The organism is Polynucleobacter antarcticus (assembly GCF_013307245.1).
Lineage (GTDB): Bacteria > Pseudomonadota > Gammaproteobacteria > Burkholderiales > Burkholderiaceae > Polynucleobacter > Polynucleobacter antarcticus.
Genome location: NZ_CP028941.1, coordinates 1,895,481 through 1,921,951 on the forward strand (window position 1 = coordinate 1,895,481; position 26,471 = coordinate 1,921,951).

Here is a 26,471-nt window from a genome sequence, read left to right on the forward strand (position 1 = left end):
AGTTAGGGCTCAATACCTAGTTCAACAGCTACTGCCGCACAATTTTGTCGAGCTTGGTTAAGCGATTCGCCTAAACAATTAATGTGGCCCATCTTACGTCCGATACGAGGATCAGACTTTCCATATAAGTGCAGCTTCGCATCGGGATGCGAAAGTACTTGATTCCAGGCGGGTTCTTGTGAGGTACTTAAGTTATCGTCAAACCAAAGGTCACCTAAGAGGTTCAGCATAGAAACGGGGGCCAATAAACGCGTATCCCCTAAAGGTAAACGCGCCATGCTTCTGACTTGTTGTTCAAACTGGCCAGTGACGCAAGCATCCATCGTGTAGTGTCCAGAATTGTGAGGGCGAGGAGCGATTTCATTAGCAACAATATCGCCATTCTTTAATACAAAGAACTCCACACATAAAACGCCGACATAATCAATCTTCCGAATCAGTGCCTTTGCAGCCTCAATAATCTTTTTTTCTTGCGCAGGCTTCAAAGAAGGAGCCGGAACAGTCGAAGTATGCAAAATACCATCGCGATGAATGTTTTGAGAAACTGGGTAAGCCACTACTGCATCATCATAGCCACGCACCACTAAAGCAGAGACCTCAAAATCAAGATCCATCCGCTTTTCAAGAACACAGGGCACCTTACCCAGCTCAGCCCAAGCAGCCGCTAATTCTGTAAGTTCATAAACCGTGATCTGGCCTTTACCGTCGTAACCCATGCGGGCAGTTTTCAAGATTCCAGGAAAAAGATCATTAGGCACATGGGCAATATCGGCATCATGTTCGATGACAGCATAAGGAGCCGGGCCAATATTGGTTTCGGCTTTCCAAGCCGCTAAGAACTTTTTCTCTGCCACCCGATTTTGGGCGATCGAGACACAACTACTACGCGGTGCTACAAAAGCACCTAAGGCTTCGAGTGCATCTAAAGCTTGCGCAGGGACATTTTCAAATTCAGTACTCACAGATTGACATAAGGCAGCCATCTGCTTAAGTGCAACAGAGTCGGTGTAATCTGCTTTAATAAATTTCTCAGCCAGAGATCCCGCAGGGCTATCGGGGTCAGGATCTAACACACAGACCTTGTACCCCATTGCTTGCGCAGCCTGCGTAAACATCCGCCCCAATTGACCGCCACCTAAAATTCCTAAATATGAACCCGGTAAGATGGGTTCCAAATGCTCTGCCATCTGTTTAGTATCCCGGCAAATTCATCGAGCGCGCAGCATCAGTCTGCTGAGCACGAAATGCTTCTAACTGTGTTGCTAAAGCAGCATCATGTAGAGCTAAATTGGCAATCACATGCAAAGCAGCATTTGCTGCGCCTGCCTCACCAATTGCAAACGTTGCCACTGGAATACCTTTTGGCATTTGGACTATTGAGTAAAGAGAATCTTCCCCACGCAAATACTTGCTAGCAACTGGAACACCATAAACTGGAACAATGGTTTTAGAGGCCAACATGCCAGGTAAGTGGGCGGCACCCCCAGCGCCAGCAATGATGGCCTGAAGACCTCGCTTGCTTGCCTGCTCGGCATACTGGAACATGTCATCTGGCATACGATGCGCAGACAGCACTTTTGCTTCATGAGTGATACCGAATTGTTCCAACATTTGTGCGGCATGCTGCATGGTGTCCCAGTCTGAATTGGAACCCATCACAATGCCCACTATTGGTGTCTTACTTGGATTTTTACTCATTGGCATCTCCAAATACCCTTCAATCTTGATAAGTATCTATTATCCCAGCCTTTTCTGGCTAGGGGAAATTAGACCTTTGTCAGGCGTGTAAGGGCTTCGCGGTATTTTTCAGCAGTTTTCTCAATCACCTCAGCCGGCAAGGCGGGGGCGGGGGCTGTTTTTGGCCAGGGCTTGCCATCGACCATTGCTGTTTCGAGCCAGTCACGCACAAACTGCTTGTCATAAGACGGTGGGTTTGCGCCTACCTGGTATGTTTCAGCAGGCCAGAAACGAGAGGAGTCCGCAGTCAAAATCTCATCCATCAACACCAATTGACCAGCGCCATCTAAACCAAACTCAAACTTAGTATCGGCAATAATGATGCCGCGCGTAGCAGCGAATTCAGATGCTTCTTGATATAAACGAATACTGACTTCACGAATTTGATGGGCTAACTTTTCACCAATCATCTCGATGACTTTTTCAAAAGAAATATTCTCATCATGATTGCCCATCTCTGCTTTTGCAGCAGGGGTAAAAATAGGCTTAGGCAATTTTTGGGCATTTTGCAAACCAGACGGCAGCGTGATCCCACATACCTTGCCCGTGTCTTGATAGTCTTTCCAGCCACTACCTGCCAGATAACCCCGAACAACAGCCTCTACCAAAATGGGCTTAAGGCGTTTCGCAACTACAGCGCGGCCTTGTACTTGAGTGAGTTCATCGGCAGCTACAACACTTGCAGGATCTATCCCGGTTAAGTGATTGGGAATAACAGCGGCCAACTTATCAAACCAAAAATTAGCCATTTGATTCAGTACTATTCCCTTCTCTGGAATAGGCTGACCCATCACCACGTCAAAAGCAGACAAGCGATCAGTAGTCACCATCAGTAACTTGTCATCCCCTAGTGCATATACATCACGTACCTTGCCCTTGGACAGCAAAGGCAGAGACTGAATGGAGGTGGCATATAAAGCAGGCATATCAAACTTCCTTAGTTTCTTACTGAGTTTCTTACTTCACTATTTACTTAACAATCTGAGCCAATTTGCCACTCTTGTACAACTCAGCCATTTTCTCTAATGGAATCGGTTTAATTTTAGAAGCTTGACCAGCGCAACCAAAAGCCTGAAAACGTGCGATACACACTTTCTTAGCTGCTTCGCGCGCAGGCTTTAAGTAATCGCGAGGATCAAACTTACTGGGATTTTCGACAAGATAGCGGCGAATAGCGCCCGTCATCGCCAAACGAATATCGGTATCAATATTGATCTTACGTACACCATGCTTAATACCCTCTTGAATTTCTTCAACCGGCACGCCATAAGTTTCCTTCATATCGCCACCAAATTCACGAATTTCAGCGAGTAATTCTTGAGGAACGCTAGAGGAGCCATGCATCACTAAATGGGTATTCGGAATACGTTGATGAATTTCTTTAATACGCTCAATCGCCAAAATATCGCCTGTAGGTTTCTTGGTGAATTTATAAGCGCCGTGACTCGTACCGATCGCAATTGCTAGGGCATCGCACTGAGTCAATTTAACAAAATCAGCAGCTTGCTCAACATCAGTCAATAATTGCTCGCGAGTCATCTTGCCATCGGCACCATGACCATCTTCCTTATCACCTTGCATGGTTTCAAGAGAGCCTAGAACACCTAATTCAGCTTCTACGGTTACGCCAATAGAGTGGGAGAACTTGACAACCTCTCTTGAAACATCAACGTTGTATTCATAGCTAGCGACCGACTTACCATCTGCCTCTAAGGAACCATCCATCATCACACTAGTAAAGCCGCTCTTGATAGCTGCCATACATACTGCGGGGCTTTGTCCATGGTCTTGATGCATCACGACAGGTATATGTGGATAGGCTTCTACTGCTGCAGAAATCAAATGGCGTAAAAATGGTTCTCCGGCATATTTTCGAGCACCTGCGGAAGCCTGCATGATCACAGGGGAGTCCGCTTCATGCGCAGCCTCCATGATGGCAGTTACCTGCTCTAAATTATTGACATTAAATGCGGGCAAGCCGTAGCCATTTTCAGCAGCATGATCCAATAGTTGTCGCAAAGATACTAAAGCCATTATTTTCTCTTAATAAATAGTAATAAATACATTGGGTTGATCAGATGACCTTACTTCACTTGAATGATTTTCAAGTTATTTGTTCCGCCAGGCTCACCCATCGGCTCGCCTGAAGTGAGCACTACGATATCGCCCTGCTTTACTGCGCCTAACTTTTTAAGATAAGTTTCTACTTCCTGCAACGCAGTATCGCGATCTTTGGTGTAATCCAAACCCACTGGAATAACATTGCGATAGGTACTTAAAGCACGTTGGGTTGAGATTTTTGAAGTTAAGGCAAAAATAGGGACATGGATGTTATGACGGCTCATCCAGATTGGTGTTGAACCTGAATCCGTAAGCGCAGCAATTGCTTGTGCATTCAAATGATGGGCTGTAAATAAAGCACCTAATGCAATAGTCTGATCGATACGTGAGAAAGTCTGACCTAAAAAATCAGCATCTAATTCAACGAGATCGGATTTTTCTGCTTCAACACAAATCTCGGCCATGGCCTTAATGGTCTGAACAGGATACATACCAGCAGCTGATTCAGCAGAAAGCATGACCGCGTCGGTACCATCTAATACGGCATTCGCCACATCACTGACTTCAGCGCGAGTAGGCACTGGTGCATTGATCATGGATTCCATCATTTGGGTTGCGGTAATCGTAAATTTATCTGCCTCAAGTGCCCAGGCAATCATGCGCTTTTGAAGTGCTGGAACTGCAGCATTACCCACTTCAATTGCCAAGTCACCACGCGCAACCATAATGCCATCACTCTGCGCAATAATACTTTTCAGTGCCTCCGGCTCAATCGCTTCTGCACGCTCGACTTTAGCAATCGTCTTGACTTTACCAACACCATACTTTGCGCTTGCAGCATCAGCCAACTTACGGGCATAGGCCATGTCTGCGCCATCTTTTGGAAAGCTGATCGCTAAAAAATCTACCCCCATCGCAATAGCAGCATCTAAATCAGCGATATCTTTTTCAGTCAAAGCGGGCGCAGTCAAACCACCACCCGCACGATTAATTCCCTTGTTATTGGATAAGGGGCCACCCTGCTCTACTTGGGTAAAAATCTCACCACCTTGAACGCGCTCTACACGCAGTACTACCAAACCATCGTTAAGTAAGAGACGATCGCCTGGCTTAACATCGCCGGGGAGCTCTTTGTAATCTAAACCGACACGCTCTTGATTGCCCATTTCACAGCCGATATCCAGAATAAATTGAGCACCTTCTTTCAAAAGAATTTTGCTGTCAATAAATTTTCCGACTCGGATTTTGGGGCCTTGCAAGTCAGCCATAATGCCAACTTCTTTACCTACTTCCGCAGAAATACTCCGCACCAAATCATGGCGCGCTTTGTGATCAGCGACCGTGCCATGAGAGAAGTTCATTCGAACGACGTCCACACCAGCGCGGATCATGTCACGAAGTACTTCTGGCTTTTCAGAAGCGGGGCCTAAGGTAGCAATAATTTTTGTAGCTCTCAACATAATTAGTCTTTCGCTCGTTCAGCTAATACGACAAAGGCTGGCAATGGTTTACCTTCCAGAAATTCTAAGAAAGCACCGCCACCAGTGGAAATGTAATCGACTTGATTTTCAATACCGTACTTCGCAATCGCTGCTAAGGTGTCACCCCCACCAGCAATAGAAAATGCAGGAGAGTGGGCAATCGCTGCTGCTAACATTTTGGTGCCACCGCCAAATTGATCAATCTCAAATACACCTAAGGGGCCATTCCAAACAATGGTGCCGGCATGAGCCAACATGGTCGATAGACGTGCTGCTGTTTTAGGGCCAATATCCAAAATCATGTCATCTTCTGCGACCTGATCTGCGGAAACACGGTTAGCGCGGGCCAATGGTGAGAGCTCATTCGCAACGACAACATCCTCAGGAATAGGAACATGGGCTCCTCGCTTTTCCATGATGGCCATAATTTCTAATGCTTCATTGACTAGGTCAGGCTCAGCTAAAGATTTACCAATCGATAGACCTTTCGCCAACATAAAAGTGTTGGCAATGCCGCCGCCTACGATTAACTCATCTACCTTATCTGCCAAGGTTTTTAAAATCGTTAACTTAGAAGAAACTTTTGAGCCGGCCACAATCGCTACCAGCGGGCGCCTGGGGTTAGCGAGTGCGCGGCTTAAGGCATCAAGCTCTGCCGCCATCAATGGGCCAGCACACGCAATCGGGGCAAACTTCGCTACGCCGTTGGTGGTAGCTTCAGCACGATGCGCCGTCCCAAAAGCATCGTTGACATAGACATCACATAAAGCGGCAATCTTTTTAGATAACTCATCGGTATTTTTCTTCTCACCCACATTGAGTCGGCAATTTTCAAGTAATACGAGCTCTCCGGGATGGACTTCAAAACCACCATCAACCCAATCACTAATAAGGGGGACCTTACGATTTAAGAGGCTGGCAATACGGTCAGCTACCGGAGCCAAGCTATCTTCAGGCTTGAATTGACCCTCGCTTGGGCGGCCTAAATGGGAAGTAACCATGACGGCTGCGCCCGCATCCAAACAGATTCGGACTGCGGGCATCGAGGCCCGAATACGGGTATCTTCCGTAATATTGCCTAAATCATCCTGAGGTACGTTCAAGTCAGACCGAATCAACACCCGCTTACCCTTTAAAAGGCCTGCCTGGGCTAGTTCACTGAGGCGTTTTACTTGATAGAGGGATTGCGGCATGAGTATCGGTAAATAAGGTGATTTATAGGTATTGCTCCATTCTAAATCGTCTAGGGCATTTAACCCCAAAGGGGTCCTAAGCTAGCCAAAATAAATACTCTGCCTGCTCTACAATAAGGGCTTGGGGGTCTTTTAAGCTTTGTGAACATTACTCCATGCGCTTAGTTGCCCGATTAACTTGATGTATCAGACACAAAAGGTAGAAAAAATGTCGATGTCCGACCGCGATGGCTTTATTTGGTCCGATGGGAAGCTCGTACCTTGGCGTGAAGCCAATGTTCATGTGCTGACCCACAGTCTTCACTACGGAATGGGCGTATTTGAAGGTATTCGTGCCTACAAAACCCCTCAAGGCACTGCTGTCTTCCGTTTACCTGAGCACGTTAAGCGCTTATTCAATGGAACGAAGATTTTTCAGATAAATATGCCTTACACCCCAGAACAAATTACTAAAGGCATTATTGATGTGGTCAATAGTAACGAGCTGCAAGCTTGCTACATTCGCCCGATCATTTTTATTGGTTCAGAAAAATTAGGTATTTCTCCAAAGGGCAACACGATTCATACTGCGATCGCTGCTTGGGAATGGGGAGCTTACTTGGGTGAGGATGGTCTGAATAAAGGTATCCGCGTTAAGACCTCTTCATTTACCCGTCACTTTGTAAACTCTTCACTGGTGCGCGCCAAAGCTTCTGGCTACTACATCAACTCCATCTTAGCAAACCAAGAAGTCACTACTAACGGCTACGATGAAGCCCTCTTACTAGATACCGAAGGCTATGTCTCTGAGGGATCTGGCGAAAATATCTTTATGGTACGCGATGGTATTGTTTACACACCTGATCTGGCCTCTTGTTTAGATGGCATTACCCGTAACTCGATTATTGAGATCGTCAAAGACTTAGGTCTCGAGTTGCGTGAGAAACGGATTACGCGTGATGAGGTCTATTCTGCAGATGAGGCTTTCTTTACAGGCACTGCTGCTGAAGTCACGCCGATTCGTGAGCTTGATGATCGCACTATTGGTGATGGTAAGCGTGGTCCCATTACCGAGAAAATTCAAACTATTTACTTTGATGCCGTCTACGGTAGAAGCGATAAATATAAATCTTGGTTGACTTACGTTAAGCCCTAGGAAAATCGTATGCGTGAATCTCCGGTAGTGATGATCGATGGCAAGAATTTGCCATTACATTGCCCTACGAATCAAACCCCGAGTTGGAACTCTCATCCCCGCGTTTTTCTAGACGTCGCTAAAACAGGGGATGCCAAGTGTCCTTATTGCGGTACTGAGTACAAACTCATTCCGGGTACTGAGCCCCACGGGCACTAAACCAATCAGCACCCCAAGATGGGGTGCTGTATCGGGATACCGCATATGAACCGTATTCTGATCATTGCGCCCAATTGGATTGGTGATGCGGTTATGTCCCAGCCGCTTTTGGCCAGCCTCAAGACGCTCTACCCACATTCCACGATTGATGTTCTCGCTAGTCCATGGGTGGCGCCTGTTTACCGAGCCTGTACAGAGGTCAATCAAGTCATTGAAGCCAAGTTAGAACACAAGCAATTGCAATGGGGCTTACGCAAAGACCTCGCAAAGCAAGTCCAAGCCAATCAATATGCCGCCTGTTTTGTACTGCCTAATAGCTTTAAGTCGGCTCTCATTCCCTGGTTTGCTAATATTCCTTTCCGGATTGGCTATCGTGGAGAAATGCGCTTTGGACTCATTAACATTGTGCTGGATAATCCCGGAAAAATAAATCGTCCACCCATGGCTGAGCATTACTTTGCTTTAAGCAAAGCCATCGATGCATCTACAGTCACTGACCGTACATATTCAGTTACCCCATTGGAGCCAAAACTGAATACCTCCATCTCAGCACAGCAATCTATCGCTGAAAAACTACAGACTGCCTCGATTGATAAAAAATCAATCTATGTATTTTGTCCTGGTGCTGAATATGGCCCAACAAAACGTTGGCCCACACAACACTTTGCCAATCTTGCTAAGCAAGTCATTGCTACCGAACCCAGTGCGCAGATTATTTTATTGGGGAGCAAGGGTGACCGTGCTCTAGCTGAGCATATTCAAACTCAAGCAGATCAAGCTAGTCATATTCATAATTGGTGTGGGGATACCTCACTCGATGAAGCGATTGCTTTGATTGCTATAAGTAAAGTGCTGGTGAGTAATGACTCAGGCCTAATGCATATTGGCGCTGCTTTAAAAGTACCGCAGGTTGCTATTTTTGGCTCGAGCGATCCCCATCACACGCCACCCTTATCTGCTAAAGCGAAAGTACTCTGGCTCAATTTACCTTGTAGCCCCTGTCATAAAAGAGTCTGTCCGCTAGGTCACCTTCAATGTTTAAATGACATCTTGCCCGAAACAGTTCTAGACGCCATGCAGTCACTCGAAAGTACACTATGACAAAACTTGCCAGACTCTTTCATAATGCGGATGAAGTAGTGGATGCTTGGCGTGAAGCACTTAAGCGGCAAGATGTGCAAGGTGCTCTCGCTATTTGGCTCGATGATGACTCCATTACTTGTGTACTTCCAGAAGGTCAACGCCTGAGTGGTCATGCAGAAATTAGGGCGGGTCTGGAACGCTTGCTTAATAAGCAAGCTTTGTTTCTGGAGCCCATTGCCTGCATTAGTCACTCTGTCTTGGGAGCAGCGGTTTATGACACCACTGAAGCAGTGCACCTCAAACCTAATCAGATTGAGGCGGCGTTCTTTCTGAATATCACCTTAGTATTGCTGCAAGACAGTCAAGGTTGGCGTATTGCCCATCTGCATGCGAGTCACTCAACAGATATTACTTTTGATGCGCCCTCCACACCCCATGGCCTTCACTAATTGATAGCGCACGGGTAACTCATCCATGGATGAGCAAGTACTACGCTCACTGATCAAGTGGCCTCAAGTTCCTGATTGCTTTGCTTGGCTAGCACTAGATCGCCGAGGGCAATGGCGTATGCGTGATGAATACGCCCAGATGCATCAATTACCAGGAAAAGTCATTGAGCATGTTGGCCTTAAAGAATATATTTCCAGAAATTACGCGCATGATGATCAAGGAAGATACTTTTTTCAAAATGGTCCGCAAAGGGTATTTGTTACGCTCGATGCCACGCCCTGGATTGCACGCATGATTCCTAGCGCTACTGGCATGCAACTAATGACTCAGTGCAATACACCGATCAAACCCTTAAGTGCTCTCAGTGATGAAATTGGCAATATCTATATTACTGGCTTAGTACAGCAAGAAACGCTCTCTGTTGCGCTCTTGCATGATCATGACTTAGATTTATTCTCTAGTCAGGCAAAGGTGTACGAAGATGCGTGTAGCTTTAGAGGTTCTTGGAATTGGGATGGTCAAGAGCTTCCGATTGAGCCGATTCATTCTGCTGAATTAAGTGAGCGCTTTCACTTTGTGAAGGTGCCTAATAACACCTTGGATGAACTACCCCCTACCCTGCTCCTTTAATTCTTCCTGATATTGCTTTTGCATTTCGCGTAGTCGTGCATCAATACTGGATCCTTGGTAAAAATCCACAGTACCTGCTGATCTCGCTATCTTTAATTGCTCAATAGCCGATGGCCAGGCTCCCTCTAGCGCATATTTTTCTCCCAAGGCATAGTGGCGCATTGGAATATTCTTAGCTTGCTCATAGGCATTCGATAACATCCCCCACCACACTACTTCCCCAGGTTGAGCTCGCGTGCGCGCTTTTAGCCAGGTAATGGCATCGTTTGTGCGGCCCAATTTGAGATAGGCATTGATCATGGCAGCCCCGGCTGCATAAGACTGTGGATAAGCGCGTAAAGTGGTCTGCGCTAACTGCAATGCTTCCTCATTCCTACCTTTAGCGAGCGCTAATTCAGAGCTCGTAATATCTAAGGACAGACTCTGACTTTGAATAGGTGACCCAGGCTTATTAGCACCATTAGCTAAGTTGCGGGCTTGCTGTAAATATGTAGTTGCCTGATCTATCTTGCCTTGTTTCTGAGCAATCAATGCCAGTCCATATAAGCCTTCCATTTGCTTTCCTGGATTTGCATTCTTACTCAGGCTTTCAAAAGTATTTCGCAAATCAAACATACCGCTTGAACTGCCAGACTGCTCCATACGAGCACGTGCTTTAATAAAATAAAATTCTATGGCTGTCGACACAGTTCGATTGGGTATATTGCGCACTCGGTCTTGCATATCTGCAATACGATCGGTCGTTAAAGGATGGGTGCGTACATAAGATGGCACGCCCTTATCCATGACCCCAGTGGCTTTTTGCAGACGTTGAAAAAATCCCGGAGCGCCATTCACGTCATATCCACTCTCTGCCAAAATCTGAAAGCCAATACGATCTGCTTCACGCTCTGCATCCCTAGAATAGGAAAGTTGATTATTGACAGCAACAGCTTGACCACCCTGCATAAGCCCAGATGCTGCGCCGGGGTTACGAGAGGCGGCAAGGGCGCCTAATAAAATACCCGCCAGAGCAATCATCATATTAGTAGTCTGCTTGTCCATTTGGCGAGCTAAGTGACGCTGCAATACGTGTCCGGTCTCATGACCCATTACTGAAGCCACTTCGGAATCGGATTCAGCACTCACCAACAACCCCGTATGAAAACCAATAAACCCACCTGGCAAGGCAAACGCATTAATGCTGCTGTCTTTGACTGCAAATACTTCAAAGTTATACGCACCACTGCCTTGCTCATTAGCGCCACCCAATTGCAAGCGCTTAGCGGCCTGCAACAAACGCTGCTCCATTTGATTTAAAAAATCATATATAGGCAAGTCATTGGAATAATCCGGATCTGACCGAATTTGGCGCATGATCATCTCGCCATATTTTTTCTCATCTACGCGACTTAATGAGTCACCCCCAGGATCACCCATATCGGGCAAGATGAATGTTGGCTGCACCAGAGGAGCATTACGTGCTGGTAAATTGGCAGATCGGGCATCCGGAGATTGCACTGCTCTACCCAGATTTTGCAAGGCTGCAGAATCTCCTTTAACAGAGACATCCCCTACGATTGGTGAAGAGGCGGTACCGGCAGCATAGACAAAGCCCGCACTTGGCCAGGCCAAAGACAGAATTAACTGACAGGCCACAATACGCCTAAAAATCGGTGTTTTTTCCGTTGTCTTTATGACTTCCATCCCTCTATGGTAAAACTTATCCCATGAACAAACTAACTCATTTTGATGCCAGTGGGCAAGCCCATATGGTCAATGTGGGCGATAAGCCCAATACCCACCGAATTGCCATCGCTACCGGCAAGATTACGATGCTGCCCGAAACCTTTCAAATGATAGAGGCCGGAAGTCATAAAAAGGGGGATGTTCTGGGTATTGCCCGTATTGCAGGCATTCAGGCCTCTAAAAAAACCTCCGAACTCATTCCTCTGTGTCACCCCCTAGCCTTAAGCCACGTAAGTCTAGACTTCCAACTCAACTCAGAACAGAGCAGCATTACTTGCCAAGTCAGAGCGGAAACGACTGGGCCTACCGGTGTAGAAATGGAAGCCCTGACTGCAGTCCAAGTTGCCCTCCTCACGATCTATGACATGGCAAAAGCAGTTGACCGAGGCATGGTGATGGGCAATGTGAAGCTACTTGAGAAGAGTGGCGGGAAATCTGGAGAGTGGAAGGCTAGTTAAGCTCGGTAATCGCATCACCATCAATAAAAATCCACCCGAGGGTGGATTAATTTTTTCTTAATTTCTTACTTCTTTATTCCCCTATTTCCTTACTTGCTTAATGCATTACTTAGTAATACGGCACTCAGAGGGGAGAAGCTGTGGAAGTAAGTTTGTTTCTGCAGAGCGGCAAGACCAGCCCCCAGCCCAAGTAGATCCCTCAGGCTTAGACAGATCAATTGGTTTAGGAATATTGACATCGGGATTATTCGTCGGGATCAGATGAAGGGTATTTTTCCCTTCAGGGGCAACGTTATTTTGATAATCAATTGCAATGGCCCCAGAGGGTGTGATTTCAATCAGCTTGACACTGCGGGTAGGAACAAAAGTAAAGGAACCACTCGTTGCATCATCCATTGCAACCGTGCCCCGACTTGCAAAAGACTCTGTGACGGCTAACTTCGCGCTAGAAGACAAATTCATACCTTCTACGATACGGCTACGGGCAATGTAGTCCTGATATTGCGGAACTGCGACTGCAACTAGGATGCCGATAATGGCAACCACGACCATTACCTCAATTAAAGTAAAGCCAGATTCGTGCTGTTTTTTATCTTGCTGTGTTTGCGAGGCTGCGTGACTTTGCTTTGACATTTCCATAAGCTCCTTTGGTTGAATGTCTCATGATCCAGTCTATACCCAATGAACTCAAGGGATGCCAATGTAAGAAAAGCCGGCTTTAAGGGCTGGCTTTTCTGATTAATACTTTACTAAGCTATTGAGCGTGTTTACCAGCATTTTTTTTCTTGAAGTAAGTTCCCACAAGAATCACAATCGCAATACCAATTACTTCAAAGGCTAACTTCGCATCGCCTAGAGCCTCTTGAATACTCTCTTTAATGGCAGGGTCATCAACCAACATGCCGCCAGCCAATAAACCAAGTAAACCTGCGCCTAGAGTGATGATGATGGGGAAACGCTCCATCACCTTCAGTAACATAGCACTACCAAAAATGATCAGTGGAATAGACATACCTAAACCAATGATGAGTAGTAGTAACTGGGTCTCTTGTGGACCTTTTTGAGCTGCTGCAGCAACAGCTAATACGTTATCCAAACTCATGACTAGATCGGCAATCAAAATTGTCCGGATGGCGGCCCAAATACTAGACTCACCTTTCATATCTTCTTCACCACCACTATCGGATAGCAGCTGAATTCCAATATATAGCAACAGTAAGCCGCCAATAATTTTTAAATAAGGGAGGGTTAATAGTGCAACTGCCGTAATAGTCAGTACTACACGCAAAATAATCGCTGCAGCACTACCCCAAAAAATAGCTTTCTTTTGTTGATGAGGGGGTAAATTGCGAGATGCTAAAGCGATCACGACTGCGTTGTCGCCTGACAATAAAATATTAGCGACGATGATTGATAACAGAGCCGCCCAAAAGCTGGCATCTGAAAATGCTGAAAAATCCATGTTCTCTCCATACGTTTTTTTATGTTTTAACTACTAGGCACTACCAAAAAGGATGCTGTATGACCAGCACCCTTCTAAGACACTATTACAACATAGCCTTCAATAAGGCAGCCATTTCTGATGGATTCTTGGTGACAGTGAAGCCGCATTCTTCCATTACAGACAGCTTCGCATCGGCTGTATCAGCACCGCCAGAAATCAATGCGCCTGCATGGCCCATGCGCTTTCCAGCAGGCGCCGTGACGCCCGCGATAAAGCCAACGATGGGCTTTTTCATATTATCTTTGCACCAGCGCGCTGCATCTGCTTCATCTGGCCCGCCGATTTCACCAATCATGATGACCGCATCCGTATCTGGATCGTCATTGAACATCTTCATGATGTCGATGTGCTTCAAGCCATTAATGGGATCGCCACCAATACCGACTGCAGTGGATTGACCTAAGCCAAGAGCCGTTAATTGACCCACAGCCTCATAAGTCAAGGTGCCAGAGCGACTCACCACACCAATACGACCCTTCTTGCAAATATGGCCGGGCATGATGCCGATTTTGATTTCATCCGGAGTGATGATTCCAGGACAATTTGGTCCCAGCAATAAGGTTCTCTTACCGCCAGCTGCTTCTTTTGCATGCATCTTATTCCGAAGTTCCAGCATGTCTTTGACTGGCACACCCTCAGTGATACAAATAACAAAATCGAGATCCGCTTCTACCGCTTCCCAGATCGCAGCTGCAGCACCCGGAGGCGGCACATAGATCACAGAAGTCGTTGCACCGGTTTGTTGAGCAGCTTCTTTCACTGTTCCATAAATAGGAATATTAAAAATAGACTCGCCTGCTTTTTTAGGATTCACCCCAGCAACAAAACAGTGTTTACCATTTGCGTACTCTTGGCATTTTTCAGTATGGAACTGCCCAGTCTTACCAGTAATACCTTGCGTAATTACTTTAGTATTTTTATTCACTAAAATAGACATATTGATTTCCTTGATTATTTATTTTTTAGCAACGGCAGCAACTACTTTGGTAGCCGCCTCAGCCATTGAATCGGCACTAATGATGGGTAAGCCTGAGTCTGCAAGAATCTTCTTGCCCAACTCTTCATTTGTACCCTTCATGCGCACAACCAAAGGAACGGTGAGATTGACTGCCTTACAGGCACTCACCACACCATCCGCAATCACATCGCAACGCATAATGCCGCCAAAAATGTTTACTAAGATCGCTTCTACGCTCTTATTCTTGAGCATGATCTTGAACGCTTCGGTCACTTTTTCTGCAGTAGCACCACCACCCACATCTAAGAAGTTGGCTGGCTCACCACCGAATAACTTGATGGTATCCATTGTTGCCATTGCAAGGCCGGCGCCATTGACTAAGCAACCAATATTGCCATCTAGTGAGATGTAGGCTAAATCAAATTTAGAGGCTTCAATTTCCGCTGGATCTTCTTCATCGATATCACGATAAGCCACGATCTCAGGATGACGAAATAAAGCATTTGGGTCGAAATTAAATTTCGCATCTAAGGCTTTAATCTTGCCATTCCCTTCAAGGATTAATGGGTTGATCTCCACCAATGAAGCATCGGTTTCCCAATAGGTTTTATAGAGGTTCTTGAACACATCGCTTGCCATAGGAATGGAAGCATCTGGAACGCCAATACCCTTAGCAATGATTTGGCAATCCGCATCCGTTAAGCCGATTAATGGATCAACAAACACTTTGATAATTTTTTCTGGGTGAGATTCGGCAACTTCCTCAATATCCATGCCGCCTTCACTGGACGCCATGATCACATTCTTCTGTGTGCCGCGATCAGTCACGATACTGAAGTAATACTCTTTTTTAATATCTGCACCATCTTCAATCAACAGGCGATTTACTTTTTGACCTTCTGGACCAGTCTGATGTGTTTTGAGCTGCATCCCCAAAATTTCAGAAGCGTATTTCTTTACCTCATCCATGCTCTTCGCTAATTTCACACCGCCGCCTTTACCGCGACCACCTGCATGAATTTGTGCTTTAACAACCCATACAGGGCCGCCTAATTTCTCAGCGACCTTGATAGCCTCGTCAACGCTAAATGCTGGAATGCCATTAGGGACAGGCACATTAAATTGGCGTAAAAGCTCTTTACCCTGGTACTCATGAATTTTCATTATTACTCCTGAAACAGTATCTTTTTAGCAAACGGTGAGGCTTTAAGCTCCTACCGATTCAATCCTAGGCTGAGTCAGCTAAATTGAATAAATATGAAGGACTTGGCCAACTCTGTGAGTCTATCATGCTGCAATGCCGCAATCGAGTAATTTGGCTACTTACTCATCCTTGCGGATGCGCCCTGCGACAACCTTGCCAACTACTTCAGAACTAAAGCCCTTAGAAGCCAAAAAACGGTATTGTCGGGCTTTCTCCTTTTGCTCTTGCGCCACGACCCCAAACTTACGCAGCCAAAGCTCATGGGCTCTTTGATATTCTGTTTCTTTCAGGTTTCTTAATAAATCGGCTGTTTGAGCACTATCCACCCCCGCTTGAGCCAACTCATCTTGTATTTTTCGGGTACCGAAACGCTCGCTACGTCGCCTCACTAAAGCTTCAGCAAACCGCTGATCAGAAAGCCAGCCGCGCGCCTCGAAGTCATCTAATACTGCTGCAATTTGCAAACTTACAGGCTCATCGGAGTTGCTTGCCTCTGTGTCGCCCTCAGGTGGATTGAGTTTGAGCATCCTCGCAACAGATTCTTGTAGCTTTGCCTCTAAGCCTTTGCGACTGTATTCACGCATCGATAAAAGACGCAAAGCCCGAGCTTTGAGGCTCGGGCTTTGCTTGTTTTTACTGCCTAACGCAGACATGAAGTAACTACACTTCCTCTTCTTCGCTTAAGACGTCATTCACTACATCACTCACGATAGCCGTGCCGCTCTTCACACCTAGTTTTGCACGAATCTTGGCTTCAATATCTTGTGAAATTGCTGGATTCTCTTTTAAGAAGTCGCGCACATTGTCTTTACCTTGACCAATACGATCGCCGTTGTAGCTATACCAAGAACCAGACTTTTCTACAATATCAGCCTCTACGCCCATATCGATAATTTCGCCTTCTCTTGAAATACCTGCACCATACATGATGTCAAAAATTGCTTCGCGAAATGGTGGAGATACTTTGTTCTTGACTACCTTGACACGTGTTTCATTGCCGACGATTTCATCGCCCTTCTTGATACCGCCAATACGGCGAATGTCTAAACGCATAGAGGCATAAAACTTCAACGCATTACCGCCAGTGGTGGTTTCAGGGGATCCAAACATGACACCAATCTTCATACGAATCTGGTTAATGAAGATCACGGTTGTATTAGTGCGCTTAATTGCACCGGTCAACTTACGTAAAGCCTGACTCATCAAACGTGCCTGTAATCCAGGTAATGAATCGCCCATATCGCCTTCGATTTCTGCTCTAGGAACTAAAGCAGCCACTGAGTCAATCACGATTAAATCAATCGAGCCGGAACGCACCAAGGCATCTGTAATTTCTAAGGCCTGCTCACCAGTATCTGGCTGAGAGATTAATAAATTATTGACATCGACACCTAGGCGCGAAGCATATTGAACATCTAAAGCATGCTCAGCATCGATAAAGGCGCAAGTCCCACCAATTTTTTGCATCTCTGCAATAGCATGCAAAGTTAAGGTTGTTTTTCCTGAGGACTCAGGGCCGTAAATCTCAATCACGCGCCCACGAGCTAAACCACCCACTCCCAAAGCAATATCTAAACCCAGTGATCCACTGGATACCACTTGAATATCTTGATGGATCTCTGCGTCGCCCAATCTCATGATCGAGCCCTTGCCAAATTGCTTCTCAATTTGCGCCAAAGCTGCCGTCAAGGCTTTTTGCTTGTCTCCACTCATCCCATCAAACTCTGATGAGGCTGATTTTTTCTTATCATCCATGGCCATGTGTACTTCCTTTTCGCTATTTAAGGGGCTTTTTCCTGCGGGTTTTTTGTTTTTGAATGTCATGGGAGTTACTGTATATAAAAACAGTACTCTTTGCAAGCAAATTTAAAACCTTATGACGGATTATTGAGTAGTCCTGGTCCTGCAAGGGGTCGAGTCCAATAGAAAAACAGAGGCATTGCCACCCCCCAAATGATCGCCAGGAGTACTAATCCCCCAATTTGACCACTAGGACCCCATGCACCGGCACCCATTCTGATGCCAGCCTCATACGACAAAGGTCCCGCAATTGCGCCTAAAACCACTGCCAATATGGGTTTTTTCCGCAACCAAGATAAAGATTCATTAATGGTCGTGGCCAGCAAAGCCCAGAGGGTCCACATCCAGAGCGGTGAAAGATAGGCGCTTGGCCAAGACCCTTCAAAACTTAAAAAACCTAAGTAAGCAATAAGTGAGTCTGCACTTACTCCGAATATGACTGCCTTCAAAATGAACTGGAACTCAGATGCAGGTTTATCAGCTCGCCAAATAAAAACCGCGATATAAGCCAGCGTAGCGAGAACAGGCCAAAAAATGAAGTGATTCGCAGCGCCCAAAATGCAAGCAAACCACCCAAGCTGAAAAAAGACAAAGTTCCAAAATTTAGCCATAAATTATCTTATCTTCAGATTACTTGTAGCGTGCCTGTAATTTTTTCAACATCTCTTTCGTCACAATCCAGAGTGCCGGTAATCCTGGAATCACAATCATGGCTAAAGCAACTAATGAGAAATTACTTTTGACCCAAGGATGCTCACCGATCAAAAAACCTAGTCCTGTGAGACTACAAACCCAGAGGAGTCCCCCAGCAACATTATAGAAAGCAAATACGGGGTAACGCATGTGAGCTACCCCAGCAACAAACGGTGCAAAAGTCCGAATGAACGGCATAAAGCGACCGAGCACAATCGTAATGGGACCATACTTTTCATAAAAGGCATGGGCTTGGTCAAAGGCATTGCGATTAAACCAACGTGAGTTCTCCCAAGCGAACACCTTGTTGCCAATAAATCTCCCGATAGAATAGTTCAGAGCATCACCGGTAATCGCAGCAACGGACAGTAGCGCCATCAGAATAGTAAGGTCCATGCCACCTACTGCTGCAAGTGCTCCTGCTACAAAGAGGAGTGAGTCACCCGGCAAAAACGGCATGACCACAAAGCCAGTTTCAATAAAAATAATGGCAAACAGTAAAACGTAAATCCATACCCCCCACTCATTGGCAATGAGCGCTAAATTTTTATCTAGATGTAAAAATAAATCGATGAGGGATGTGAAGTCCAAGAATATTCCTAGCTGCGCTTATATAAATCGAAACGCGATGATCGCGATGATCGTTGGTGGTAGTGCATATAGGAATAAATAGAGTGGGCTGATAGCACCTTCATCAAAACTCGACTTCAGAATCGAAAAGCCTGCTGGATTAGGCGCATTGGCAATTACCGTCAAGCCTCCACCAGTCAAAGCGCCTGCAACTAAAGAATATTTGAATTCATCGGAGAGACCCTCTACCAAAGAGCCTAAATAAGTAATCGCTGCATTATCCGTAATCGCTGTGAGAGCCGTAGCACCGTAATAGACCGAAGTGGAATCCAGGCTGACTAATAAGGACTGTAGCCACCATTTTTGCTGGCTGCCCAACACCACTAAGCCGGCCAAGAAAAATGCCACTAATAAGCTTTCTCGCACAATCAGTTTGTTCTGATAACGCGCATACGCTGAGGTATAGCCAACAAAAAATAGGAACAGGCCCATAAATAAAACAGAATGGTGCACCGAAACCACTACAGCAACTAAAAAGGCTAAATGAATGGCAATCACGCTTACCGGAATGGCATCGATCTTTTTCTCATTCGGGGCGATAGTGAATGCGTTGAGCTCTTTAAAAAATAGGAAGGCTAAAAGTGTCGAGTTCACTACTACTGCAATCGCCGAGCGCCAGCCAAAGTTTTGCAGCATAAACATCAGATCCCAATTCCATGTTTTAGCAACCATCAATATCGGTGGTGCTGCATAAGGCGTTAGCGCCCCACCAATAGAAATATTCACAAAGAGCACCGCTAGTGCGGCATACATTAACTTAGGGGAAATTCTCTTAGAGAAGTAATAGTCTCGCAGCAATAAGGCCGCCACAGTCATAGCAGCTGGCTCGGTGATAAATGATCCCAAGAGAGGAACGAGTGTGAGGGTCACCCACAAAAAACCAACGGACTTTTTGACTGGTAATAAAGCGGTCACACGCAAAACCAAAAAGAGACAAAACTCCAATACAGGCTTGCTCGCCGCAATGATCATGATCACAAAGACAAATAGCGGCTCTGTGAAATTGAGTTTCTCGAGATACGTGATAGTGGCTTCTTGTCCGGTGTAGACAAAGAAGAAGGACACCAAGACCATCGCCCAAAAACCAAATACTACTTCCACCTCACCAAGCAAATGCCAAATACCAGCATGGCTCGGTTGTTTATGGGCAAGCCCCTCAAAAAACTTCGTGGAAAACGTATGGATGACGGCTATTGCAAAAATAGCGCTACTGACAATATTGATGGTGGTCGGGGTCATGGTGACGTGGGCCTTTGTAATGCTAAATTGGTATTGTATTGATAAGCCTAGAAAACAGACATATGATGATCATTAGGCTAATAACCCCATTTTATATGAGTACATACGCCAGAGCAGCAGCATTTTGATCTAAACAGGGATTCATTCATGGCTGAGCAAGCCTCTAATACTTCTTTCGCTTCGGATAGTCTCGTGCAAAACTTGCGGCAACAAGTGATGAAGCATCTACCTTTTTCAAAAATGTCTGCAAAAGAGGTTGATTTTTTTCTAACGTCATCGCGGGAGGCCTACTTCGCCCCTCAAGAAGTCATACTTTCTCCAGCAGATGGCGCCCCACCATTTTTATATTTTATTCGGCAAGGTCGCGTCTCAGGCCTACGGGATATTCCAGGACTTGAGGAAACTGCTTTCTCCTTAGATGCGGGTGACTTATTTTCTATCGGCTCTGCATTTGCCAATCGTCCGGTGTCTACCACTTATAGTGCAGTCGGTGATTGTTTTTGCTTGCTCTTCCCAGTAGCGGCCATGCGCCAGCTAGCGGCCCGCTCAACCCCATTTAGTGAATTCTTAAATAATCGCATCTGGGGTTTGCTCCAAGAATCCCGCACTGCTTTACGTAACGTTTTCGTCTCACAGGCTCTCGCAGAGCAATCTCTCGAGAGCAGACTGGGAGACTTGGCCCTCAAAAAACCTTTAACTACTGGACCCCATACCACGCTACGCGATGCACTGACTTTGATCCATGAGAAAAAAGTGGGCTCCATTCTGGTGATCGAAAATGAACGAAGTATCTTAGGTATTTTGACGCGCTACGATGTGCTGTCCAGAGTCACTCTGGCTAATTTAGACCTAAACACACCCATATCTGCGGTGATGTCTACTGAAGTAAAAACTCTGACTGTGGACGATAGTGCTGAAATGGCGAGCCTACTGATGTCCCGCTCCCACATCCGTCATTTACCTATCTTAGAACGTGGCGTGCTCGTAGGCATTATTTCAGAGCGTGATCTCTTTTCTTTGCAGCGACTGTCGCTCAATAGTATTAGCACAGCCATTCGAAACAGTGATGATCTGGCACTTTTAAAAAAGTGCGCAGACGATATCCGTAAGTTTGCACGCAACTTAATAGGCCAAGGTGTTCAGGCTCGCCAACTGACCTCTTTAATCAGCCACCTCAATGATGTTCTGACCGAGCAATTGATCGCGATCTCTGCCCGCAAGCATCAAGTCAATATGGCTCACTTCGCTTGGATTGCCCTGGGGTCCGAGGGGCGAAGCGAGCAGACGATTGCTACCGATCAAGACAATGCCTTAGTTTTTTTAGATACCGATTCAGCAGCCCAAGCTGCGATCTACCTGAGTTTTGCAAAAGAGGTGAATGAGGCTCTTGATGCCTGTGGCTACCCACTCTGCAAAGGCAACATCATGGCTAGCAATCCAGAACTATGCCTTCGTCAAGGCGAATGGCTTGCTCGCTTTGTGCGCTGGATAGAACAAGGTAATCCACAGGGCTTATTAAATGCCAGTATCTTTTTTGACTTGAGGGCATTGGCTGGCAATGCTGATTTACTCATACCCTTAAAAGATTATGTGCGAAAGCAGGCAGCAGCCACTCCCCGCTTTATTAAACAGCTTGCAGATAACTCTCTGCAGAGACGCGTTCCCCTCAATTGGTTTGGCGCACTTGAGGCTACTGATATCAACGGTCAGAAAACGATTGATCTAAAGTTGCAAGGTGCTGCCATCATGGTCGACATAGCGCGCATTTATTCATTAGCGAATGGTATTGAAGTAATTAATACCCGAGAACGTTTAGCGGCAGTAGGTCGTGCCTTACATGCCCCAGAGTCAGAGAGTGCCGCATGGATTACAGCCTTTGAGTTTTTGCAAACCCAGCGCTTAGCAATTCAGATGGGTGAAACCCGCATCCATGGCAATCCGAATGTGGTTGATATTGAGAAACTCAATGCGGTGGATCGCACAATTTTGAAAGAATCGCTTCTTCAAGTGCGTTCTTTACAACAGCGCCTTGAGTTGGACTATGCACGCTAATCCGGGGGATCTGCCTTGGTTAAACAGCATTCGTAAGCTCTTTCAAGCGAAGCCGCCCGAGTCGCGACGGTGGATTGTGCTTGATGTTGAAACGAGTGGGCTAGATCCCTACTCGGATCGTTTACTGGCAATTGCAGCCGTAGCCGTAGAAGTGAGCTCAAATTTTGAGAACGTCTCGATTGTGATTGGCGACAGCTATGAAGCAGTCTTAAAACAAGACATTCCTACTAATAAAGAGAATGTGTTGATTCACCACATTGGCAGACAAGCTCAGACTGAGGGACGACCACCAGAAGAAGTTCTTGAAGGATTCCGACAATGGGCTGGCGATTGCCCGCTCTTAGCATTTCATGCGCCTTTTGATGAAGCCATGATTCATCGTGCATTTAAGGCATTTGGGCTTAAACCCCTACTAAATGAATGGCTAGATATTGAACCGCTTGCCAAAATTACTGGGGTAAACCCTAGTATTAGAGCGCTAGATGAATGGTTAAACCATTTTGGTATTGAATGTGCTATCCGCCACCAGGCAGCTGCCGATACTTTTGCCACCGCAGAGCTCTTAATGCGCCTCTGGCCCCAACTTAAAAAAGAGGCGAACTCTTGGGCTAGCCTAAGGAAATTGAGTCGTCAGGCGAGCTGGATTCCTGGGTCATAAAAAGGCCATCTTTTGCCCTAAAATGGTGCAAATATTAAGTAAGGGAAATCACTAATGTGGATAAAGGCCTTTAGAAACCATAATTCACTAGTTTTGTAGCTTAGCAGTTGTGTAATTTTCGGGGATTCTTAGTGCTTTTATTTTTAAACATCGCTCAACTCATTTTGTATATCGGCGCCTTAGGTCTCGCAGGCCAAGGTTTGCTATATATATTAGCTGGACACGATCGTGACACTAACTTGTTTTACCAGTTGATTGGCATGGTCAATAAGCCCTGGACCCTCATTGCACGCTTTATTTCTCCAAAGCAAATTCTGGATAGGCAAGTGCCCTTCGTGGCATTTTGTATTGTGGGCGTTCTATATATTGCTGTGACTCTAGCCAAGATTGAGCATTGCATCACAATTGGAATGGCAGCATGTCAGTAAAAAAACATAACCTCACTTGGTTTTTCCTAAAATGGCGCGCCTCTGCATTTATTGTCTTGGGCATGAAAAGCCAAGCCATGGAAGTGTTCGAACAGATGTTGCAGCAGTTTCCAAATGATGCGTATGCGATTGGCAGTCTTGCTTTTATGAAGACCGAGCTTGGTGATAAAGAAGGTGCTATCGCCGACTACAAGCGTTTAACTCTATTGTCTGAGGTATCTGCCGCTACTTGGTACAACCTTGGTTTCTTACAAGAAGAGCTTGGCCAAGTTCAAGATGCTGAACACAGCTTTCGGCAGGCCATCAAGTTAAATGAAAAATTGGACCTAGCCTGGTACGGGCTTGGTTTAGCGCTGATTCAATTACAGCGCTTCGATGAGGCCATTAAAGCCCTCAAGAAAAATACTACCCTACAACCCATGAGTCCTTACGCCTGGTATCAGCTCGCAAAGATTTATGTTGAGCGCAATCAGCCCGATGAGGCAAGCAAAATTATTCACCATTTAAAGCAGTTTGAACCTAAATTTGCTAAGCAGTTAGAACAGGAAACCGGCTTAACTGCTTAGTGATTTTTTGTAGTTTGATAGTTTTGCAATGCTGTAGAAGTATTTTATTAACTTAAGGGAGAAACTGTTATGCAATTAACAGAATCGCAGAAACAATATTGGTCGAAAAACGTAAGGATGACAGGATTTCTGTTAGCCATTTGGTTTCTCGTGACCTATGTTGTTGGATTTAGTGCGCGCGAGTTGAACTTCAACTTTTTTGGTTGGCCATTTAGTTTTTGGGTAGGGGCTCAGGGCGCACTCGTTGTGTACGTTTTGATCATTGCCTACTACGCACACTATATGAATAATCTTGACAAAGAATATGGTTGTGCTGAAGAGGAGGAGGATTAATCATGGCTGAAATGACACCTAGTGGAGATGGCAGTATTTTTGGTGGCGGCGGAAGTAATGCCGACTTTAAAAAAGGTCTGAATAAGGTCTATACCTGGTACACCGGAGGTTTCTTAACTTTCGTTGTGATTTTGGCTATTGCAGAGCAAATGGGCCTTAGTCGTGCCATGATTGGTTACATATTCTTAGGCGCAACTGTTTTACTCTATGCCGGTATTGGTGTGATGAGTAGAACAAATGATGCTGCTGAATACTATGTAGCCGGACGCAGAGTACCAGCGGTCTATAACGGTATGGCAACGGGTGCGGACTGGATGTCAGCAGCGTCGTTTATCGGTATGGCTGGTACCTTGTACTTAACGGGTTACGGCGGTTTGGCCTTCATTATGGGCTGGACAGGCGGTTACTGTTTAGTGGCTTTGTTCTTGGCTCCGTACCTGCGTAAATTCGGTCAATTTACGATTCCTGACTTCTTGGGCGCGCGTTACGACGGTAATCTTCCACGCTTTATCGGAATTTTTGCGGCGATTTTGTGCTCCTTTACTTATGTGGTTGCGCAGATTTACGGAGTAGGTTTGATTACTACCCGTTTAGCAGGCATTCCATTTGAGGTAGGAATTTTCGTAGGTTTGGCTGGTATTTTGGTTTGTTCCTTCTTAGGTGGTATGCGCGCAGTAACTTGGACTCAAGTTGCTCAGTACATCATCTTGATCATTGCTTACATGATTCCAGTGGTTTGGTTGTCAGTAAAGCAAACAGGCGTACCAATTCCACAGGCTATCTATGGATACCAGTTGGAAAAAGTTACCGCTAAAGAAGCAGAACTCATCAAAGATCCAAAAGAGTTAGAAGTAAGAGCGATTTTCAAAGCTCGTGCTGCAGCTTTTGGTGAAAAATTAAAAGATGTTCCTGCTGCGCTTGCTGCGGATAAAGCTGCTGCTGAAACTAAGCTAGCAGATTTAAAAGCAGCTAGTGCACCAGCTGCTGATATTGCTGCTGCTGAAAAAGCATTAGCCGCAGTTCCAGCAGATGCTGCAGCTGCAAAAGCGGCATGGACTAAAGGTAAAGCTGGTGCAGAAGCTCGTGACAAGCCACTTGCTGGCATGCCACGTCACGCTCAGCAGTTTGCGGGTGATCCTGCAGGTGATGAGAAGGCACGCACTGCTTTCGACACTTCACGTCGTAACTTCTTAGCATTGATCTTCTGTTTGATGGTGGGTACAGCGGCATTGCCACATATTCTGATGCGTTTTTACACGACTCCGTCTGTAAAACAAGCTCGTGAATCTGTGACATGGTCCTTGTTCTTCATCTTCTTGCTGTACTTCACCGCTCCTGCTTTGGCAGTTTTGGTTAAGTATGAGATCTTCACGGTCTTAGTGGGAACACCTTTTGATCAACTGCCGGGTTGGATTGCGCAGTGGAACAAGGTGGATGCGGCTTTGTTATCAGTAGTTGACGTAAACAAAGATGGTCTCTTGCAGTTAGGTGAGATGAGTATTGGTGGCGATATCATCGTTCTGGCAACCCCAGAAATCGGTGGCTTGCCATATGTGATCTCAGGCTTGGTTGCTGCTGGTGGTTTGGCTGCTGCTCTGTCCACTGCTGATGGCCTCTTGTTGACTATTGCTAACGCACTGTCACATGACCTCTACTACAAGATGATTAACCCAAATGCACCTGCTAGCAAACGTGTTTTGATTTCTAAAGTACTGTTGTTGGTTGTTGCTCTGGCAGCTGCTTATGTAGCTTCCCAGAAACCTGCGGACATCTTGTTCTTGGTTGGTGCAGCGTTCTCCTTTGCGGCAGCAGCATTCTTCCCAGCACTTACCCTTGGTATTTTCTGGAAGCGCGCTACTAAAGCAGGAGCCTGTGTCGGTATGATCTGTGGCCTAGGTGTCACCATGTACTACATGGCGGTGACACAGCCATGGTTGCGCGGTGTATTCGGCGTTACTTCACCTATAGAACTTTGGTATGGTATTCAGCCAATTTCTGCTGGTGTATTCGGCGTACCGCTTGGCTTCGCATTGATTATCTTGGTGAGTTTGGTAACCCCAGCCCCACGTAAAGAAATTCAAGACTTGATCTCTTTTGTACGCTATCCATCGATTCGTGCTTAAGGTAAAGGTAGTGATGCATGACTGATTGCTAGGTTTACTCCTAGACATCGACTAACCCGCTCTTCGGAGCGGGTTTTTTATTGTCCAAATAAATACAAAGTACAAAAAAAAGGCCACTACCGCTAGGTA

28 protein-coding genes are annotated in these 26,471 nt (G+C 45.9%); 12 read left to right on the plus strand and 16 right to left on the minus strand.

What is annotated here, in order from left to right; translation table 11 throughout:
- Positions 1 to 2 precede the first annotated feature (2 nt).
- The 6 genes from DCO16_RS09770 to DCO16_RS09795 all read right to left on the minus strand — a co-directional run bounded on the left by DCO16_RS09770 (position 3) and on the right by DCO16_RS09795 (position 6,472).
- Positions 3 to 1,187, minus strand: coding sequence for a 5-(carboxyamino)imidazole ribonucleotide synthase (locus tag DCO16_RS09770; protein ID WP_173943462.1), 1,185 nt, complete (start codon positions 1,185 to 1,187; stop codon positions 3 to 5).
- 4 nt (positions 1,188 to 1,191) lie between these two features.
- Positions 1,192 to 1,698, minus strand: coding sequence for a 5-(carboxyamino)imidazole ribonucleotide mutase (purE, locus tag DCO16_RS09775; RefSeq protein WP_173943463.1), 507 nt, complete (start codon positions 1,696 to 1,698; stop codon positions 1,192 to 1,194).
- A gap of 68 nt (positions 1,699 to 1,766) precedes the next feature.
- Entirely contained in the window at positions 1,767 to 2,663 is an 897-nt protein-coding gene (locus DCO16_RS09780) for a phosphoribosylaminoimidazolesuccinocarboxamide synthase (protein WP_173943464.1), read from the minus strand.
- A 43-nt stretch (positions 2,664 to 2,706) separates the two neighbouring features.
- A complete protein-coding gene (gene fba, locus DCO16_RS09785) occupies positions 2,707 to 3,771 on the minus strand; it encodes a class II fructose-bisphosphate aldolase (protein WP_173943465.1) in 1,065 nt (354 codons plus the stop codon).
- Between the two features lie 50 nt (positions 3,772 to 3,821).
- Entirely contained in the window at positions 3,822 to 5,258 is a 1,437-nt protein-coding gene (pyk, locus tag DCO16_RS09790; RefSeq protein ID WP_173943466.1) for a pyruvate kinase, read from the minus strand.
- A gap of 2 nt (positions 5,259 to 5,260) precedes the next feature.
- Positions 5,261 to 6,472, minus strand: a complete 1,212-nt coding sequence (locus DCO16_RS09795) for a phosphoglycerate kinase (RefSeq protein ID WP_173943467.1) — start codon at positions 6,470 to 6,472, stop codon at positions 5,261 to 5,263.
- Between the two features lie 208 nt (positions 6,473 to 6,680).
- Between DCO16_RS09795 and DCO16_RS09800 the strand changes: the two genes are divergently transcribed.
- The 5 genes from DCO16_RS09800 to DCO16_RS09820 are packed head-to-tail and all read left to right on the plus strand — an operon-like array spanning position 6,681 to position 9,968.
- Positions 6,681 to 7,607, plus strand: a complete 927-nt coding sequence (locus DCO16_RS09800; protein WP_173943866.1) for a branched-chain amino acid transaminase — start codon at positions 6,681 to 6,683, stop codon at positions 7,605 to 7,607.
- A 9-nt stretch (positions 7,608 to 7,616) separates the two neighbouring features.
- On the plus strand, positions 7,617 to 7,805 hold the full coding sequence (locus tag DCO16_RS09805) for a zinc-finger domain-containing protein (RefSeq protein ID WP_173943468.1): 189 nt from the start codon (positions 7,617 to 7,619) through the stop codon (positions 7,803 to 7,805).
- Positions 7,806 to 7,850: 45 nt separating this feature from the next.
- Positions 7,851 to 8,906, plus strand: a complete 1,056-nt coding sequence (gene waaF, locus DCO16_RS09810; RefSeq protein ID WP_173943469.1) for a lipopolysaccharide heptosyltransferase II — start codon at positions 7,851 to 7,853, stop codon at positions 8,904 to 8,906.
- Positions 8,903 to 9,337 (plus strand): YybH family protein, encoded by a 435-nt coding sequence (locus DCO16_RS09815; RefSeq protein WP_173943470.1) that lies wholly within the window; start codon positions 8,903 to 8,905, stop codon positions 9,335 to 9,337. Before waaF ends, DCO16_RS09815 begins: the two co-directional genes overlap by 4 nt.
- A 25-nt stretch (positions 9,338 to 9,362) precedes the next feature.
- Positions 9,363 to 9,968 (plus strand): DUF2946 family protein, encoded by a 606-nt coding sequence (locus DCO16_RS09820; protein WP_173943471.1) that lies wholly within the window; start codon positions 9,363 to 9,365, stop codon positions 9,966 to 9,968.
- Here DCO16_RS09820 and DCO16_RS09825 read toward each other — a convergent pair.
- The gene (locus DCO16_RS09825; protein WP_173943472.1) at positions 9,945 to 11,654 is read right to left on the minus strand and encodes a M48 family metalloprotease; all 1,710 of its coding nucleotides are present in this window, start codon (positions 11,652 to 11,654) and stop codon (positions 9,945 to 9,947) included. The genes DCO16_RS09820 and DCO16_RS09825 overlap by 24 nt on opposite strands.
- Positions 11,655 to 11,677: 23 nt before the next feature.
- Between DCO16_RS09825 and moaC the strand changes: the two genes are divergently transcribed.
- Complete coding sequence (gene moaC, locus DCO16_RS09830) at positions 11,678 to 12,154, plus strand: cyclic pyranopterin monophosphate synthase MoaC (protein WP_173943473.1); 477 nt, start codon at positions 11,678 to 11,680, stop codon at positions 12,152 to 12,154.
- A gap of 105 nt (positions 12,155 to 12,259) precedes the next feature.
- On the opposite strand, the gene DCO16_RS09835 is transcribed toward moaC, so the two are convergent.
- From DCO16_RS09835 to DCO16_RS09875, 9 genes are all read right to left on the minus strand, one after another.
- Positions 12,260 to 12,787 (minus strand): pilin, encoded by a 528-nt coding sequence (locus tag DCO16_RS09835; RefSeq protein ID WP_173943474.1) that lies wholly within the window; start codon positions 12,785 to 12,787, stop codon positions 12,260 to 12,262.
- 121 nt (positions 12,788 to 12,908) lie between these two features.
- Positions 12,909 to 13,616: a TerC family protein gene (locus DCO16_RS09840; protein WP_173943475.1), complete on the minus strand. Its 708-nt coding sequence runs from the start codon at positions 13,614 to 13,616 to the stop codon at positions 12,909 to 12,911.
- Positions 13,617 to 13,701: 85 nt separating this feature from the next.
- Positions 13,702 to 14,595: a succinate--CoA ligase subunit alpha gene (gene sucD / locus DCO16_RS09845; RefSeq protein ID WP_173943476.1), complete on the minus strand. Its 894-nt coding sequence runs from the start codon at positions 14,593 to 14,595 to the stop codon at positions 13,702 to 13,704.
- Between the two features lie 18 nt (positions 14,596 to 14,613).
- Complete coding sequence (gene sucC / locus DCO16_RS09850; RefSeq protein WP_173943477.1) at positions 14,614 to 15,780, minus strand: ADP-forming succinate--CoA ligase subunit beta; 1,167 nt, start codon at positions 15,778 to 15,780, stop codon at positions 14,614 to 14,616.
- A 159-nt stretch (positions 15,781 to 15,939) separates the two neighbouring features.
- Complete coding sequence (locus DCO16_RS09855; RefSeq protein WP_173943478.1) at positions 15,940 to 16,473, minus strand: regulatory protein RecX; 534 nt, start codon at positions 16,471 to 16,473, stop codon at positions 15,940 to 15,942.
- 7 nt (positions 16,474 to 16,480) lie between these two features.
- Positions 16,481 to 17,575, minus strand: a complete 1,095-nt coding sequence (gene recA, locus DCO16_RS09860) for a recombinase RecA (protein WP_173943867.1) — start codon at positions 17,573 to 17,575, stop codon at positions 16,481 to 16,483.
- 119 nt (positions 17,576 to 17,694) lie between these two features.
- The gene (locus DCO16_RS09865; RefSeq protein ID WP_173943479.1) at positions 17,695 to 18,231 is read right to left on the minus strand and encodes a DUF2878 domain-containing protein; all 537 of its coding nucleotides are present in this window, start codon (positions 18,229 to 18,231) and stop codon (positions 17,695 to 17,697) included.
- Positions 18,232 to 18,250: 19 nt separating this feature from the next.
- Positions 18,251 to 18,904, minus strand: a complete 654-nt coding sequence (locus tag DCO16_RS09870; RefSeq protein WP_173943480.1) for a VTT domain-containing protein — start codon at positions 18,902 to 18,904, stop codon at positions 18,251 to 18,253.
- 18 nt (positions 18,905 to 18,922) lie between these two features.
- Positions 18,923 to 20,182 carry a putative Na+/H+ antiporter gene (locus DCO16_RS09875; RefSeq protein ID WP_173943481.1) on the minus strand — a complete coding sequence of 420 codons (1,260 nt, stop codon included), beginning with the start codon at positions 20,180 to 20,182 and terminating at the stop codon, positions 18,923 to 18,925.
- Positions 20,183 to 20,329: 147 nt separating this feature from the next.
- Here DCO16_RS09875 and DCO16_RS09880 point away from each other — a divergent pair, with 147 nt between their 5' ends.
- The 6 genes from DCO16_RS09880 (at position 20,330) to DCO16_RS09905 (ending at position 26,342) form a co-directional block, all read left to right on the plus strand.
- Complete coding sequence (locus DCO16_RS09880) at positions 20,330 to 22,234, plus strand: DUF294 nucleotidyltransferase-like domain-containing protein (protein ID WP_173943482.1); 1,905 nt, start codon at positions 20,330 to 20,332, stop codon at positions 22,232 to 22,234.
- Positions 22,224 to 22,892, plus strand: coding sequence for a 3'-5' exonuclease (locus DCO16_RS09885; RefSeq protein ID WP_173943483.1), 669 nt, complete (start codon positions 22,224 to 22,226; stop codon positions 22,890 to 22,892). Before DCO16_RS09880 ends, DCO16_RS09885 begins: the two co-directional genes overlap by 11 nt.
- Positions 22,893 to 23,023: 131 nt before the next feature.
- A complete protein-coding gene (locus DCO16_RS09890) occupies positions 23,024 to 23,320 on the plus strand; it encodes a hypothetical protein (RefSeq protein WP_173943484.1) in 297 nt (98 codons plus the stop codon).
- Positions 23,311 to 23,886, plus strand: coding sequence for a tetratricopeptide repeat protein (locus tag DCO16_RS09895; RefSeq protein WP_173943485.1), 576 nt, complete (start codon positions 23,311 to 23,313; stop codon positions 23,884 to 23,886). The genes DCO16_RS09890 and DCO16_RS09895 overlap by 10 nt, the downstream gene beginning before the upstream one ends.
- A 69-nt stretch (positions 23,887 to 23,955) precedes the next feature.
- Positions 23,956 to 24,219: a DUF4212 domain-containing protein gene (locus DCO16_RS09900; protein WP_173943486.1), complete on the plus strand. Its 264-nt coding sequence runs from the start codon at positions 23,956 to 23,958 to the stop codon at positions 24,217 to 24,219.
- An 11-nt stretch (positions 24,220 to 24,230) separates the two neighbouring features.
- On the plus strand, positions 24,231 to 26,342 hold the full coding sequence (locus DCO16_RS09905) for a sodium:solute symporter family protein (RefSeq protein WP_415836226.1): 2,112 nt from the start codon (positions 24,231 to 24,233) through the stop codon (positions 26,340 to 26,342).
- The last annotated feature ends 129 nt before the right edge of the window (positions 26,343 to 26,471 follow it).

What these genes read in the sequence shown, in the direction of transcription:
- fba (WP_173943465.1), bottom strand. Translation starts at nt 3,771, where the DNA reads ATGGCTTTAGTATCTTTGCGACAACTATTGGATCATGCTGCTGAAAAT.
- DCO16_RS09880 (WP_173943482.1), top strand. Translation starts at nt 20,330, where the DNA reads ATGGCTGAGCAAGCCTCTAATACTTCTTTCGCTTCGGATAGTCTCGTG.
- DCO16_RS09800 (WP_173943866.1), top strand. Translation starts at nt 6,681, where the DNA reads ATGTCGATGTCCGACCGCGATGGCTTTATTTGGTCCGATGGGAAGCTC.
- DCO16_RS09820 (WP_173943471.1), top strand. Translation starts at nt 9,363, where the DNA reads ATGGATGAGCAAGTACTACGCTCACTGATCAAGTGGCCTCAAGTTCCT.
- recA (WP_173943867.1), bottom strand. Translation starts at nt 17,575, where the DNA reads ATGGATGATAAGAAAAAATCAGCCTCATCAGAGTTTGATGGGATGAGT.
- DCO16_RS09825 (WP_173943472.1), bottom strand. Translation starts at nt 11,654, where the DNA reads ATGGAAGTCATAAAGACAACGGAAAAAACACCGATTTTTAGGCGTATT.
- DCO16_RS09875 (WP_173943481.1), bottom strand. Translation starts at nt 20,182, where the DNA reads ATGACCCCGACCACCATCAATATTGTCAGTAGCGCTATTTTTGCAATA.
- DCO16_RS09895 (WP_173943485.1), top strand. Translation starts at nt 23,311, where the DNA reads ATGTCAGTAAAAAAACATAACCTCACTTGGTTTTTCCTAAAATGGCGC.
- DCO16_RS09835 (WP_173943474.1), bottom strand. Translation starts at nt 12,787, where the DNA reads ATGTCAAAGCAAAGTCACGCAGCCTCGCAAACACAGCAAGATAAAAAA.
- DCO16_RS09905 (WP_415836226.1), top strand. Translation starts at nt 24,231, where the DNA reads ATGACACCTAGTGGAGATGGCAGTATTTTTGGTGGCGGCGGAAGTAAT.
- DCO16_RS09885 (WP_173943483.1), top strand. Translation starts at nt 22,224, where the DNA reads ATGCACGCTAATCCGGGGGATCTGCCTTGGTTAAACAGCATTCGTAAG.
- sucC (WP_173943477.1), bottom strand. Translation starts at nt 15,780, where the DNA reads ATGAAAATTCATGAGTACCAGGGTAAAGAGCTTTTACGCCAATTTAAT.
- waaF (WP_173943469.1), top strand. Translation starts at nt 7,851, where the DNA reads ATGAACCGTATTCTGATCATTGCGCCCAATTGGATTGGTGATGCGGTT.
- pyk (WP_173943466.1), bottom strand. Translation starts at nt 5,258, where the DNA reads ATGTTGAGAGCTACAAAAATTATTGCTACCTTAGGCCCCGCTTCTGAA.
- DCO16_RS09840 (WP_173943475.1), bottom strand. Translation starts at nt 13,616, where the DNA reads ATGGATTTTTCAGCATTTTCAGATGCCAGCTTTTGGGCGGCTCTGTTA.
- DCO16_RS09900 (WP_173943486.1), top strand. Translation starts at nt 23,956, where the DNA reads ATGCAATTAACAGAATCGCAGAAACAATATTGGTCGAAAAACGTAAGG.
- DCO16_RS09805 (WP_173943468.1), top strand. Translation starts at nt 7,617, where the DNA reads ATGCGTGAATCTCCGGTAGTGATGATCGATGGCAAGAATTTGCCATTA.
- DCO16_RS09865 (WP_173943479.1), bottom strand. Translation starts at nt 18,231, where the DNA reads ATGGCTAAATTTTGGAACTTTGTCTTTTTTCAGCTTGGGTGGTTTGCT.
- purE (WP_173943463.1), bottom strand. Translation starts at nt 1,698, where the DNA reads ATGAGTAAAAATCCAAGTAAGACACCAATAGTGGGCATTGTGATGGGT.
- DCO16_RS09780 (WP_173943464.1), bottom strand. Translation starts at nt 2,663, where the DNA reads ATGCCTGCTTTATATGCCACCTCCATTCAGTCTCTGCCTTTGCTGTCC.
- DCO16_RS09815 (WP_173943470.1), top strand. Translation starts at nt 8,903, where the DNA reads ATGACAAAACTTGCCAGACTCTTTCATAATGCGGATGAAGTAGTGGAT.
- sucD (WP_173943476.1), bottom strand. Translation starts at nt 14,595, where the DNA reads ATGTCTATTTTAGTGAATAAAAATACTAAAGTAATTACGCAAGGTATT.
- moaC (WP_173943473.1), top strand. Translation starts at nt 11,678, where the DNA reads ATGAACAAACTAACTCATTTTGATGCCAGTGGGCAAGCCCATATGGTC.
- DCO16_RS09855 (WP_173943478.1), bottom strand. Translation starts at nt 16,473, where the DNA reads ATGTCTGCGTTAGGCAGTAAAAACAAGCAAAGCCCGAGCCTCAAAGCT.
- DCO16_RS09795 (WP_173943467.1), bottom strand. Translation starts at nt 6,472, where the DNA reads ATGCCGCAATCCCTCTATCAAGTAAAACGCCTCAGTGAACTAGCCCAG.
- DCO16_RS09770 (WP_173943462.1), bottom strand. Translation starts at nt 1,187, where the DNA reads ATGGCAGAGCATTTGGAACCCATCTTACCGGGTTCATATTTAGGAATT.